General features: G+C 42.4%; 14 protein-coding genes and 1 tRNA gene. 7 read left to right on the top strand and 8 right to left on the bottom strand.

What is annotated here, in order from left to right:
* Window positions 1-22: 22 nt before the first annotated feature.
* The 5 genes from GZH31_RS15015 to GZH31_RS15035 are packed head-to-tail and all read left to right on the top strand — an operon-like array spanning window position 23 to window position 4,062.
* Complete coding sequence (locus GZH31_RS15015) at window positions 23-511, top strand: peptidylprolyl isomerase (protein WP_180311201.1); 489 nt, start codon at window positions 23-25, stop codon at window positions 509-511.
* 9 nt (window positions 512-520) lie between these two features.
* Window positions 521-1,246: an SDR family NAD(P)-dependent oxidoreductase gene (locus GZH31_RS15020; RefSeq protein WP_180311202.1), complete on the top strand. Its 726-nt coding sequence runs from the start codon at window positions 521-523 to the stop codon at window positions 1,244-1,246.
* Window positions 1,243-2,085, top strand: coding sequence for an amidohydrolase (locus tag GZH31_RS15025; RefSeq protein WP_180311203.1), 843 nt, complete (start codon window positions 1,243-1,245; stop codon window positions 2,083-2,085). The genes GZH31_RS15020 and GZH31_RS15025 overlap by 4 nt, the downstream gene beginning before the upstream one ends.
* Window positions 2,086-2,131: 46 nt before the next feature.
* Window positions 2,132-3,679 (top strand): S41 family peptidase, encoded by a 1,548-nt coding sequence (locus tag GZH31_RS15030; protein WP_036973334.1) that lies wholly within the window; start codon window positions 2,132-2,134, stop codon window positions 3,677-3,679.
* Between the two features lie 8 nt (window positions 3,680-3,687).
* On the top strand, window positions 3,688-4,062 hold the full coding sequence (locus tag GZH31_RS15035) for a hypothetical protein (RefSeq protein ID WP_036973335.1): 375 nt from the start codon (window positions 3,688-3,690) through the stop codon (window positions 4,060-4,062).
* 64 nt (window positions 4,063-4,126) lie between these two features.
* On the opposite strand, the gene GZH31_RS15040 is transcribed toward GZH31_RS15035, so the two are convergent.
* From GZH31_RS15040 to GZH31_RS15055, 4 genes are all read right to left on the bottom strand, one after another.
* Entirely contained in the window at window positions 4,127-5,302 is a 1,176-nt protein-coding gene (locus GZH31_RS15040; RefSeq protein ID WP_036973337.1) for a mandelate racemase/muconate lactonizing enzyme family protein, read from the bottom strand.
* A 9-nt stretch (window positions 5,303-5,311) separates the two neighbouring features.
* Window positions 5,312-6,079, bottom strand: a complete 768-nt coding sequence (locus tag GZH31_RS15045; protein ID WP_036973338.1) for a class II aldolase/adducin family protein — start codon at window positions 6,077-6,079, stop codon at window positions 5,312-5,314.
* Between the two features lie 129 nt (window positions 6,080-6,208).
* A complete protein-coding gene (locus tag GZH31_RS15050; RefSeq protein WP_036973339.1) occupies window positions 6,209-6,532 on the bottom strand; it encodes a c-type cytochrome in 324 nt (107 codons plus the stop codon).
* Window positions 6,533-6,659: 127 nt separating this feature from the next.
* Window positions 6,660-7,199 carry a DUF2058 domain-containing protein gene (locus GZH31_RS15055; protein WP_036973340.1) on the bottom strand — a complete coding sequence of 180 codons (540 nt, stop codon included), beginning with the start codon at window positions 7,197-7,199 and terminating at the stop codon, window positions 6,660-6,662.
* A gap of 233 nt (window positions 7,200-7,432) precedes the next feature.
* On the opposite strand from GZH31_RS15055, the gene GZH31_RS15060 reads away from it, so the two are divergent.
* Complete coding sequence (locus tag GZH31_RS15060) at window positions 7,433-8,569, top strand: MFS transporter (protein ID WP_036973341.1); 1,137 nt, start codon at window positions 7,433-7,435, stop codon at window positions 8,567-8,569.
* On the opposite strand, the gene GZH31_RS15065 is transcribed toward GZH31_RS15060, so the two are convergent.
* Complete coding sequence (locus tag GZH31_RS15065; RefSeq protein ID WP_036973342.1) at window positions 8,536-9,036, bottom strand: prolyl-tRNA synthetase associated domain-containing protein; 501 nt, start codon at window positions 9,034-9,036, stop codon at window positions 8,536-8,538. The two genes, GZH31_RS15060 and GZH31_RS15065, sit on opposite strands and share 34 nt — an antisense overlap.
* Window positions 9,037-9,423, bottom strand: a complete 387-nt coding sequence (locus GZH31_RS15070) for a hypothetical protein (protein ID WP_036973343.1) — start codon at window positions 9,421-9,423, stop codon at window positions 9,037-9,039.
* A gap of 165 nt (window positions 9,424-9,588) precedes the next feature.
* On the opposite strand from GZH31_RS15070, the gene GZH31_RS15075 reads away from it, so the two are divergent.
* Window positions 9,589-9,664, top strand: a tRNA-Ala gene (locus GZH31_RS15075).
* A gap of 155 nt (window positions 9,665-9,819) precedes the next feature.
* Here GZH31_RS15075 and GZH31_RS15080 read toward each other — a convergent pair.
* Together GZH31_RS15080 and proB are read right to left on the bottom strand one after the other, a co-directional pair.
* Complete coding sequence (locus GZH31_RS15080; RefSeq protein WP_036973344.1) at window positions 9,820-11,067, bottom strand: glutamate-5-semialdehyde dehydrogenase; 1,248 nt, start codon at window positions 11,065-11,067, stop codon at window positions 9,820-9,822.
* Window positions 11,064-12,170: a glutamate 5-kinase gene (gene proB / locus GZH31_RS15085; RefSeq protein WP_036973345.1), complete on the bottom strand. Its 1,107-nt coding sequence runs from the start codon at window positions 12,168-12,170 to the stop codon at window positions 11,064-11,066. The genes GZH31_RS15080 and proB overlap by 4 nt, the downstream gene beginning before the upstream one ends.
* Window positions 12,171-12,455: the final 285 nt, after the last annotated feature.

Raw genomic sequence — 12,455 nt, forward strand, 5'->3', positions numbered from 1 at the left:
CTAAGTTTACAAGAGAAAAAACATGCAAATCAGCAAAGACACTGCCGTTGAGTTCCACTACACATTAAGTGAAGCAGGCGAGCAAATTGAATCAAGCAAAGATGGCGAGCCACTTTCATATATCCATGGTACAGAAGGCATGCTACCGGGTCTTGAAAAAGCCCTTGAAGGTAAAAGCGCTGGCGATAGCTTTAGTGTAACACTTGAGCCAAGCGAGTCTTATGGTGAGCGTGTTGATGACCTTATTCAGCGTATTCCACTTAAGCACTTACAAGGTAATACTAAAGTGTGGAAACCGGGTATGACTGCGATTGTTCACTCAAACCAAGGCCGTCATCAAGTGACGATTGTAAAAGTAGGTCATTTCCATGCAGATTGTGACTTAAACCACCCATTTGCAGGTAAAACACTGACTTTTGACGTTGAAGTACTCAACGTCCGTGAAGCGACACGTGAAGAATTAGCGCACGGTCACGTACATGGTGAAGGCGGTTGTGGTCATAGCCACTAAGGGTAAAAAATGACAAACGTTGCAATTGTCACAGGTGGCAGTAAAGGGATTGGTAAGGCTATTGTTGAGCGCTTAGCACGCGAAGCATACATCGTGTATAACCTTGATATTACACCATCAGAAGGTCACTACCGCTACTGTGATGTCAGTAATGTTGAGCAGGTAAAAGCGGTTATTGCTGATATAGCACAAGAAACAGGCCGTATCGATGCGCTTATTTCTAATGCTGGTCGTCATTTAAGTGCCACCATTGAAGATACTGACGAGGCAACGTTTGATGCTCTTTTTGCGCTCAACGTAAAAGGCGCGTATGCGGCAATTCAAGCAGTTTTACCCAGCATGAAAGCAAAACGGCAAGGTAGTATTGTTTTAATTGCCTCTGATCAAGCGCTTATTGGTAAGCCCAATTCTTTTGCTTACAACTTAACAAAGCATGCACTTGCTTCAATGGCAAAAACAACCGCTCTGGATTATGCCGCATTTAACATTCGCGCTAACGCTATTTGCCCAGGCACCATTGAAACACCTTTATTTCATAATGCAATTGACGCTTACTGCAAGCGAAGCGGCGCCGATAAAACCACCGTCGTCGCAGAAGAAGCAGCATTACAGCCATTAGGGCGCTTAGGTCAACCAGAGGAAGTGGCTGCATTGGTTAATTTTTTAGTTAGCCCTGAGGCAAGCTTTATCACGGGTAGCCTACACAGCATTGATGGTGGGTATACCACGCAATGAGCGACAAGATTATTGACCCCCATGTGCATTTTTTTAACCTCACTGAGGGTCAATACACTTGGTTGCAAGGCGAGAAACCACCTGCGTGGCCTCACCTCGATAAGATCAAAGCTCCTATTAGCATGGCGCAACTAAAATCAGCATGCCCATTTCAATTAGAAGCACTTGTTCATATTGAGGCAGGGTACGATAATAATGACCCTATTAAAGAGCTCAACTGGCTAGCACAGCATTTAAACGGCTACAAATACAAAGCCATTAGTTATAGTCGAATAGACGCTACCTTGAACGAATTTAGTCTGGCGCTTTCGGCATTAACACATTCACACCTTGTGGGTATTCGCGATATTACTGAAGGTAAAGATGCGACTCGTTTACTCGCACCTAATTGCCTTGAAAACTTAGCCTATCTTGCTGCGCAAAACTTGCGATTTGAAGCACAGTTTGAAATTGAAAACCTACACATTACCGAGCAGCTCATAAAATACTGCCATGCCCTTCCCTCATTACGAGTCGTAATTAACCATTTAGGCTTTATATGCGATGAACAACAATGGCTAAACGCGGTTATTAAATTAAGCCGCTGTGATAATATTGCGATTAAGTTCTCAGGCTTAGAGTTCAGCAAACTGGCTGCAAGTAAGCACCAATGGCTGCTTGATACACTGCTGCAATACTTTGGCGAGCAGCGTATTATGTTTGCCAGTAATTTTCCTGTTTGCCAAATAAAGACACACTACGAGACATGCTGGCAGCATTACTTTTCATTGTGTAACCAGCACAGCGTATGGCATCGTCTAAGCTACAAAAACGCCCACGAAATCTATCAAATTGATTAAAAACTAGCTATATTTAGTTAAATAAAAGCGGTTTAGGTTAGTGGTTATGTTTATTTTTTCAAAAGAAGCGGCCATTTTAGGTGCGTGCGTATTTAGTCTTGTTGGGTGTGGCGGCAGTGGGAGTGACAACTCCGATTCAGGCAATCTAGACCCAGCCACCATTACGTGGACACAAGGTGTGTTTGAGCCATCGAGTAAGTTTGATCAACAATGTCAGGCACTCAATGAAAAGCACTGGCTGCGTTCATGGAGCCATGAAACATACCTTTGGTACGATGAAATAATAGACCGTGATCCAGCCCTCACTGATGGGGTTCTCAATTATTTTGCGTTACTAAAAACCGAAAACACCACGGAGTCAGGGGCTAAAAAAGACAACTTTCATTCCAGTTTACCCACCGATGAATGGCGAGCACAAAGCCAGTCGGGACAAACCTTTGGCTATGGCTTTAAAATACGTTTAATAAGTGCCAGCGCCCCACGTCAAGCCATTATAACTTATACCGAACCCAACTCACCCGCGGCAACACAAAACCTAGCGCGTGGTTTTGAAGTGTTAGAAGTGGATGGTGTAGACTTTGTAAATGCCAGCACCCAAGCTGAAGTCGACGTACTCAATGCGGGTCTTTTTCCGTCTGAATCCGGGAAAGTAACGACCTTTGTGTTTAAAGATATCAACACCAGTGAAACCCGCGAAGTCACCATGACAGCCCAAACTATTACGGGACAAGCTGTAGGCAATATTAAAACATTCGCAAATGGAGAAGTCGGTTACTTCCAATTTAATCGCCACAATGCGATTGCAGAAAAGCCCTTATTTGATGCTTTTAATACATTAGCAGCACGTAATGTGAAAGACCTGATTATCGACATGCGATACAACCCCGGCGGTTTCCTACAGATGGCAAGTCAAGTTGCTTATATGATTGCAGGTGCCGAAAATACTGACGGCAAAATTTTCGAAAAGACTATCTTTAACGATCAACACCCAACCTTTAACCCAATCACTGGGGAGCGTTTGGAGCCCGTGCCGTTTACCGATGAATTTGTCGGATTTGCAGAAAACCCAGCAATCAACCCTGGCACACCATTGCCTAGTTTAGACCTAAAACGTGTTTTTGTGTTAACAACAGGCAGTACATGTTCAGCCAGTGAAGCCGTAATTAATGGCTTAAGAGGGGCCAATATTGAGGTCATTCAAATAGGGGAAAATACCTGTGGTAAACCCTATGGTTTTTACCCAACCGATAACTGTGATACGACCTACTTCAGCATTCAATTTACAGGGGTTAACAATAAAGGCTTTGGTGAATATGCCGATGGTTTTGCCCCCCAAAACAGCACTGGCAGTGAGTTTCAACCCGTGCGAGTCCCAGGTTGTGCAGTCGCCGATGACTTTAGCCATCAGCTAGGCGACGAAAATGAAGCATTACTTAGTACTGCACTGGCATACAGAGCGACTGGCACATGCCCTGTAGCAAGCTCAATGACCAGCAAACAGGGTTTTGCACCAGCGCTGTTCACTGATACACCAAAAGTACAGGACAACCGAGCAACAACGCTTATTGAGCAAAACAAAATACTTGAGTATTAGAGGCGTGTATGAACTTTAAAGTAGCCACAGCAATATACTTTGTAACTTTGCTTGGGTGTAGTGCACAAAGCCAAGAGCCGACTCCTAAGCTACAACATGCGGTGTTAACAACACCGCAAAGCACCTTGATTGCACAAGGTATTGCCAGATTAATGCACAGTCAGCCTATTGCAGTCGCCGATGATGCCTTTATCAATAGCAGTATCCTCGTTACTGACAGCATGGGCATCACAGATGCGCAAGGCAATCCAATCATGGGAAAGCAGCTTTCTATGCCCGATCGCTTTGAATTACTCATTAAAGATAAAATGTGCTTTGTTCGTCATTTAGACAGCAAAGCAACAGAGCCACTGCCGCTGGTAAAGTGTAAAGCGGTTAACTAAGCCTCACATATACCTAAACACCTATAAAAAAAGCCCTTACGGGCTTTTTTATTGCTGAATCTATTTATTTTATTTCGACACGTTGCGAACGCATCACAACATCATCGTTTAATTCAATACCAATGCCGGGTTCTTCGGATACTTGGAAAAAGCCATTTTTAGGTTGTGGGTCTTGAATACATAACTCACGATTCCACTTTTTAATCGCGTAAGTGTGATGCTCATGAATTAAGAAGTTAGGAATGGCTGTTTCTAAATGCAACGATGCCGCTGTTGCAACTGGACCGCCACATACATGCGCTTGAATACGCACATCAAAAATATCAGCGTAATCACAGACCTTTTTCGTCTCGGTGAAACCGCCACATAAACCAAGATCTGGCTGAAGCACATCAATGCTTTGATCTTCAAGATAAGGACGTACACCCCAACGATTATACAAGCGCTCGCCACCGGCTATGGGCACTGCAACTTTATCAGCGACTTTGGCATGCAATGAATGGTTTAGGTAGTTCACTGGCTCTTCATAATACATGCAATCGAATTCTTCGGCGATTTCACCAATTTGAATTGCAGATGTTGCCCCTGGCAAACTATGACATTCAAAAATAATATCAACTTCATCACCCACCGCTTCACGAATAGCCTGCATACGCGCGCGGTATAACTTCATTTCACCACGAGAAATAATATTAGTGCGGTCATAATAAGTATTGCCGTGCTTATCGTATTGGATAGGGTCAACTTTCACTGCATCGTAACCTTCAGCAATCGCTTTTAATGCCGCTTCTGCATATTCTTCTGGATGAATAAGTGCTTTAAACTCGCTGTCCCAGTCAAACTGTAATTGCGATGCGTAAGTACGAAGTTTGTCGTTAACTTTACCCCCTAGCAATTGATAAACAGGTAAACCTAATGCTTTCCCTTTGATGTCCCACAGTGCAGTATCAATCGCACTCATCGCAGCGTAGACCACTGGTCCTCCGCCTAATCCCCAAAAGCTCTCGCGTAGCATTCGTGACCATAGCTTTTCAGTTTGAAACGGATCATGGCCTATTAAAAAAGCGTCAGCCATTTCTTTGATCATCGCAGCGGCTGCACTGTGACCTAAGTCATAAGCAAGCCCGGCTTCACCAACGCCACTAATACCTTCATCTGTATGAATACGCACAAACACAGGTGTCCAAGCAGGTCTGTCTGGACAATGAATATCGAACACTTCGACGCGATTAACTTTCATGGTTACTCCTTACTGAGCAAAACTAGGATCAAGGCGATAAGCCTTACGCAGCATCGCAGGCCACGCTAATTGGCCTCCAGTACTGCCGCTATGCACGACATTCGCTTGATTATAAATATTATCGATAATAGGTTGAGGCACCGGAATAGCTGTTTGACCACTGGCTTGAATCGCCAATTGAATTTCACAGGCGCGCTGTAAATCATAGAAGCGCATAAATGCATCCCCCACCGTTGGACCCACAGTTAGACCGCCATGATTTACTAAAAGCATATGATTTGTAGTGCCTAAATCATCTTGTAAACGTTTTTTTTCATCCTTGTTCACGGCTAAGCCTTCATAGCCATGGTATGACAGTGACGGCAATGAAAACATCGAGTATTGGCTTAACGGTTGTAAACCTTTTTCTTGCGTTGCTACTGCAATAGTCTCTTTGGTATGAAGGTGGATAACACAATGCGCATCATCGCGTACTTCGTGAATAGCACTGTGAATAGTGAAACCTGCAGGGTTAATTTTAAACGGTGTATCGTCGAGAATATTCCCTTCTAAATCAACCTTCACTAAGTTTGACGCGGTTACTTCATCAAAGCTTAAACCAAATGCATTGACCAAATACTGATTTGTGCCCGGTAAGCGTGCAGATAAATGGGTATAAATTAAATCACCCCAACGAAAATGCTCGACCAAACGATAGCATGCAGCCAAATCTACGCGAAGCTGCCATTCTTGTTCAGATACTTTATTTTTTAAATCGAGTTTTGGTAAGTCAAACATGGAAAACCTTGTATATGCGACAAGCATAAATAGATGTATAGAAGTCTAAATTACTATTAACCGATGATCAATAGCTGATACAAAAAGGCCACATCAATTGATGTGGCCTTTTTTATTAAATGTAGCGGATTATTTAACTTGTGATAAATAATCTGCAATTGCTGCCATTTCTTCTTCAGATACGTTCGCAACCATTGCTTTCATCGCAGAAGCCATACCGTTATTACGTGCACCAGACTTAATGTCTTTCATTTGTGCAAGTAAGTATTCTTTATTTTGACCATTTAGCTTAGGGTATAGCGGCATAATGGGTGCTTTACCTTCTGCACCGTGGCACGTTTGGCAAAGTTTTGCTGTGTATAGCGTTGCGCCATCAGCAGCCATTGTATTGAAAGATAGGCTTGCAGCCATTGCAAGGCCAGCCCCACATAGAATTTTAGTTATCTTGCTCATTTGTATCTTCTCTTTTTAACGGGTTAGAAAACATTTTCTTTAGTGTAGACCATGATTTAACAATATTGCACCCAAATTGCCCCCGAAAAATTGTTACAGCAACCTAAATGCTATGCAGTTATGCGGGTTACCATATTAAATCATCAGGCACTTCAAAATCAGCATAGGGATCGTCTTCATCCTTTTGCTTATCTTCAGGTTCGACATGGAACACTATATATTCTTCGCTAACTTCAGCGACTTTTCGAGCTGGTTCATCTTCCAGAACAAAAAATTGGCCTTCTAAAACACAAATTGCTAAGCGACCACCCGCTAACGCTTTTTGTGTTTTTTCATTTACGTCGAGCTCTTTCACTTTATTTTCATAAGTGAAATTAAAGGTGCGATCGCCACGGATCTCATCCTGATTATTATGCTCTAAAATTTGCTTAACGCGAGCAACTTGCTCACGTTGTTTTTGCTCTTCCAAACGCGCTTTATTTAGTTCATCTGCTTTTTTCTGCTGCTCGAGCTTGGTTTGCTCAATGTGCTTTTGCAAATCACTTGGATTACTGGTAGCCCCTTTCTTTTTTTTCTTTTGCTGCTTACGTTTTTCAGTTTTAGCTACTTTCGCTTGGTGCGAGGTAGTGAGCCCAGCTTTAAGTAGCTGATCTTGTAATGAACCCATCACTAAATTCCAATAATTAAAATGCGTATAAGGGCTATTTTAATCAGCTATGCAAACAAATAACAGTACTGAACCCATTTGAATCTTTGCTATTTATATTATTACACGCAGATTAACACGCGATGAAATCATGACACTTTGATTTAACGCAATATTTCTTACTTTAATCATTATGATACTTGTAAAATTACTCGCACTCTATAAGCTAATACTTTTTCTTCACGGAGCTAAAAATGCAGCTGCGACATTTGTTACTTTGCTCTGTATTTATTTTCTTTGTTTTATACGCACCCCAGCCCCTACTTGGATTATTTGCTCGCCATTTTTCTGTGTCGCCAGCCGCCGCCGGCAGTTTAATGACAGCCACAATGCTCCCGCTAGCAATCGCTCCATTAGTGTATGGGTTATTTTTAGCAAAGCGTAACCCGCTGGTTATTTTAAAAATCGCTATGGTTATACTGGCTATTAGCTGCGTTATTTTTACCTTTGCGCCGAGCTTTAACGTGTTACTTTTGATACGTTTTATTCAAGGTATTACGCTGCCAGCCGCACTCACCGCGATGACCAGTTATATTGGTGTCACTTACCAAGCCGACCTACTACAGCGTAATATGACCTTGTATATTGGTAGTACGATTGTTGGTGGTTATTTTGGTCGTATGTTAGCGGCCTTATTTACTGATTTTTTAAGCTGGCAAAGCTTTTACTATGTGATAGCGATTGGCTTAGTCTGTCTTGCCTTCGCTATCCCTAAACCCCAAAAGACAACCGCAATTCATACCCCACAATCACCCCTTTTATATTTAAAGCAATTAAAAAGCCCATTAGTTTTGAAGCTCTATGGGGCGGTTTTTTGTATGTTCTTTTGCTTTGCAGCGCTGTTAAATTATTTGCCCTTTATTCTGCAAGATAGCTTTGCCATTACTAACACGCGCGAAATCGGACTTGTTTATACTGGCTACTTAGTCGGTGCACTTGCGTCAATAGCCACCCCTTGGTTACTGAGAAAGTCTTCATCTCCTTGGCGCTTGCTCACTGGGGTATTTTTATTTTATAGCCTCACAATGTTGCTGTTGATGAGTCAACAGCTGCTGTTATTTGTCATCGCATTTACAGGTTTTTGTGGCGCTATGTTTGTGATTCATTCAAGTGCCGCACCATTGGTTAATAAAATTAGCACCGCCCCTGCCAGTGTGACGAATGGCGGCTATGTATCGTTTTATTACAGTGGTGGTGCACTTGGTTCGCTGTTACCGGGGCTGATATACCAGCAACATGGTCAAGTTGCCTTTATGGCAGTACTGCTGCTGGTATGTTTAATAGGGCTCGCGTTGGTTTATTTAGCAGGAAGGAATACGACTCGAGGCTGATGCCCTGTACTGGCAAAGAAGCGTTCTAAGTCGTCTTTTTTCATTAACCAAGTCGCGGTGTTCTCAAACGGATGGCAATGAAAAAGCGCATTAAACCAGATTTCTTGATCAAGCCACAACGTGACATTATTTTGTTTGTCGTTTAAAAGTGCCAGCATAGACACACAGCCAGGCGGCACTTTTAAATAACGTGCAAGTCGCTCATCTGAGGCAAAACCTATCCGCGAAAGTCCTTGCTGCTTTGCAATCGCTTTTAAATCAAGCTGTTTGTCGTGGGCTGTTATCACCAAAAAATGACGTTTACCTTCGTTATCACGCAGAAATAAGTTTTTCAGTCGCGTACCAGGCCTATCAACCATAAACGTATCAGCATCGAGGCTGCCATGTAATGGTGGGTGTTCTATTTCTTCGTATTCAATAGCGAGCTGAGCAAGTGCCGCTGCCAGCTTGGTTTTATCGGCATACATTTACAAACAACGTCCTCGTAATTGCACACTCAAATCACGCCATAATACTTCGTCAATTACATGTTTGTCGTCGCAATACGAACGCTCTTTGAGTTCTTCATTTAATAATTCAACAGCTTGATCTTCTAAGAGTAATTTTAAGTTGCTCGACTCTTCAAAGTACTCTTGCTCGGCAAAATCTTTAAATTGTCGACGCGTCATCGGCTTATCTAAATTAATAGGCTTTCGGCCTTGCGCTTTTACTGACACAACATAAGCAAAAATTTTATTTCCCTGCTCATCATTTTTTCCATAAAACTGTTTGTTATTAATTTCAAAAGGAGGGGCGTCCCCTTGGCTTGCGCAACCAGCTAATAAAACAACCAAAAGCGATGCTATTTTTTTCATTATTGGATAAGCCTTGAACAGTAGATGCGACCTAGTCTATCAAAAATAAAAGCGGAGGGTAAAAATTCGATCATTTTTTAAAAAACACTTGACCGCGAATGTAAAAATAATTAAAGTTCACCCCGCTTAAGACGTAAGACTTAAGCATCCTGTATTTAGGAATGTGGGGCTATAGCTCAGCTGGGAGAGCGCCTGCCTTGCACGCAGGAGGTCAGCAGTTCGATCCTGCTTAGCTCCACCACCTTCCTACTTTTCTTAGGCACTCTGCCAAATTTAATATCAAACTTATCTAAAAAAATTATCTAGTTTATCCGTTATTTTTTGCCGTCTTAATTTTATTCACATAAAAAAAAGCCGAGCAGAGCCCGGCATTTTCATGTTTTATTTTGTAAATAATTACTCGCGAATTTGACCTTCGCCGTTCACTAGGTATTTTTCTGTCGTGAGTGACTCTAAGCCCATTGGGCCATAAGCATGCAGCTTGGTTGTTGCAATACCAATCTCTGCACCTAAACCTAATTGCGAGCCGTCAGAAAAACGAGACGATGCATTAACCATAACCACTGAAGCATCTACACTACGTTGGAATAACTGCGCAGCAGCTTGGTCTTTTGTACAGATCACTTCTGTGTGGTTAGAACCGAATTTAGCAATGTGGTCAATCGCACCCGCGAAATCAGGAACAACTTTAATCGCGATTTCTAAATCGAGGTACTCTTCACCAAACTCATCGTCGCCCAGTACAGTCGCGTTGTCAAAATACGCTGCGGCTATTGCGTCTGCATTCACTTTTACGCCTTCTTGACGCAGTACCACTGCACATAAGTTTAAAAACTCATCAGCGATATCTTGGTGAACAACTAAACCTTCAAGTGCATTACACACGCCTGTACGCTGCGTTTTACCGTTAAGTAATAGATTAATAGCCACATTTAAGTCGGCGTCTTTATCTACATAAAGATGACATACGCCTTTAAAATGCTGAATAACAGGAATCGTACTGTTTTCTGTTACAAAGTTAATTAGGCCTTCACCACCACGTGGAATGATTAAGTCAATGGTGTCACGTTGCTGCATCAGCTCCATGAGTAAACCGCGGTCTGGGTCTGGAATCACCGAAATTAACGCTGTTGGCAGGCCATGCTTTTCTAATACTTTGTGCATCACACTGGCAATCGCTTGCGAGCTTTTAAGCGCTTCTTTACCACCGCGTAATATGACACCGTTACCTGATTTGAAACACAATGCACCCGCATCCGCTGTTACATTAGGACGCGCTTCGTAAATCATACACACCACACCTAAAGGCACACGCATTTTACTGATCTTAATGCCATTCGGGCGCTCAGTAATTTCACGTAGTTGACCCACAGGATCGTCAAGGCTAACAATTACCTCAATCCCTTCAGCCATGGCTTCGATACGCTCATCATTTAACGTTAAGCGATCAATCATTGACCCAGGGAGATTATTATCACGCGCCGCAGCTAAATCGCTTTCATTTTCTTTGATAATGAACGCTTTACTTTCACGAAGTGCCTGTGCCATCTCAGTTAAAACCTGATTTTTAGTGGCTGTATCCAGTAAGGCTAGCTGGGTAGCAGCGTGTGCTGCTTGGCTCGAAATATCCGTAATTAAACTCATGACTTCTCCAATAATGCGATATCTTTCTCTGAAACAACGGGGCCAATTGAATCCTGCATTTTCTCGCTAAATTCACTTTGCTCGTTGTCAGCTATAAAACTTAATAAACAGCTACTGTAATTCGCTGTTGCTTTTGCTAGGCGCGTACCATCGTCACTGCGTACTAAAATAGTATCGCCTACGCCAAATTCTCCGTGTACCGCAAGAATTTCATCACTGCGAATACACCCATTTTCTCGGTTTGATGATTCATTAATTGAACCTTCAACCACAACTTCACCTTGCTCATTGGCAGTGTGAGTCATCCAATGCACCGCTTCTTGCATTGGTTTTTCGTATGGGGTGAAAATAGTGCCTGGATTATCACCTGCTAATAAACGGTTAAATGTTTCTTCTTTAAACCCGTTTAAAATATAGGTGGTGATACCATGTGAAGTCGCTTTTTCTGCTGCTTCTATTTTCGTTTTCATACCGCCAGTACCTACAGCACTGGTTGCACACCCAGCCATAGCATAAATTGATTCATCGATGCTTTCGATTTCAGGTAATAAGACAGCGTCCTCATGTAAATTAGGGTTCTTGTCATATAAACCATCGACATCTGAGAAAATCATCAAGGCATCCGCATCTGCCGCAGCCGCAACCATGGCTGATAAGTTATCGTTATCACCTACTTTTAAATCGTCGGTTGTTACCGTGTCATTTTCATTAATGATGGGCAATACACCGTGCTCAAGTAAAGTAAATACTGTTTCTCTAATACTTGTATAGCGTTCACGGTCTCGCAAATCACCATGCGTTAATAAAATTTGCGCCGATGGGAAATCAAAAAAGCGATCCCACATGGCCATCATTTCTGTTTGGCCAGCCGCTGCCATTGCCTTTTTCATCGTCACAGAGCGTTGCTCTTGCTCTGGGAATAAATGCGAACCAGCAGCCACCGAACCTGACGATACTAAAATAACTTCGATACCTTGCGCTCGACAACGAACGATGAACTGTGCAATGGTCAGTAAATAGCGAGAACGACACCCATCTTGATCAGGTGCGATTAAGGCGCTACCAACTTTTAGTACTATACGTTGCCATTTAAACTTTTGCATAACTGTTCAACTTTCCATTTTACTATCTGTTCAGTGTCAAAATGCCACTGATTAAAAGACTCACGTTTAGCCGAGCTAAACGCACTGATCATAATTAATCTGTCAAACCACTTATCTGAGCACACAGCTAAGCCACGCAAGTAATGCGATTAGATATAGCACAACTTTTATTCAGTCAGTAGACCAAACGGTTATAAACCATAAGTTGTTATAAAAAGATAAGTGTTGTTTATGTATCGCTGTAAAAAGCTGTGTGCGGCTTTTATTAATAACAACATACATAGA

It is taken from the genome of Pseudoalteromonas sp. JSTW (assembly GCF_013423925.1).
Taxonomy (GTDB): Bacteria; Pseudomonadota; Gammaproteobacteria; order Enterobacterales; family Alteromonadaceae; genus Pseudoalteromonas; species Pseudoalteromonas lipolytica.

Excerpts from the sequence above, each read along its gene's own strand:
- proB (WP_036973345.1), bottom strand. The coding sequence starts at position 12,170 with ATGCAAAAGTTTAAATGGCAACGTATAGTACTAAAAGTTGGTAGCGCC.
- GZH31_RS15050 (WP_036973339.1), bottom strand. The coding sequence starts at position 6,532 with ATGAGCAAGATAACTAAAATTCTATGTGGGGCTGGCCTTGCAATGGCT.
- GZH31_RS15070 (WP_036973343.1), bottom strand. The coding sequence starts at position 9,423 with ATGAAAAAAATAGCATCGCTTTTGGTTGTTTTATTAGCTGGTTGCGCA.
- GZH31_RS15030 (WP_036973334.1), top strand. The coding sequence starts at position 2,132 with ATGTTTATTTTTTCAAAAGAAGCGGCCATTTTAGGTGCGTGCGTATTT.
- GZH31_RS15015 (WP_180311201.1), top strand. The coding sequence starts at position 23 with ATGCAAATCAGCAAAGACACTGCCGTTGAGTTCCACTACACATTAAGT.
- GZH31_RS15045 (WP_036973338.1), bottom strand. The coding sequence starts at position 6,079 with ATGTTTGACTTACCAAAACTCGATTTAAAAAATAAAGTATCTGAACAA.
- GZH31_RS15065 (WP_036973342.1), bottom strand. The coding sequence starts at position 9,036 with ATGTATGCCGATAAAACCAAGCTGGCAGCGGCACTTGCTCAGCTCGCT.
- GZH31_RS15020 (WP_180311202.1), top strand. The coding sequence starts at position 521 with ATGACAAACGTTGCAATTGTCACAGGTGGCAGTAAAGGGATTGGTAAG.
- GZH31_RS15025 (WP_180311203.1), top strand. The coding sequence starts at position 1,243 with ATGAGCGACAAGATTATTGACCCCCATGTGCATTTTTTTAACCTCACT.
- GZH31_RS15080 (WP_036973344.1), bottom strand. The coding sequence starts at position 11,067 with ATGAGTTTAATTACGGATATTTCGAGCCAAGCAGCACACGCTGCTACC.
- GZH31_RS15040 (WP_036973337.1), bottom strand. The coding sequence starts at position 5,302 with ATGAAAGTTAATCGCGTCGAAGTGTTCGATATTCATTGTCCAGACAGA.
- GZH31_RS15060 (WP_036973341.1), top strand. The coding sequence starts at position 7,433 with ATGCAGCTGCGACATTTGTTACTTTGCTCTGTATTTATTTTCTTTGTT.
- GZH31_RS15055 (WP_036973340.1), bottom strand. The coding sequence starts at position 7,199 with ATGGGTTCATTACAAGATCAGCTACTTAAAGCTGGGCTCACTACCTCG.
- GZH31_RS15035 (WP_036973335.1), top strand. The coding sequence starts at position 3,688 with ATGAACTTTAAAGTAGCCACAGCAATATACTTTGTAACTTTGCTTGGG.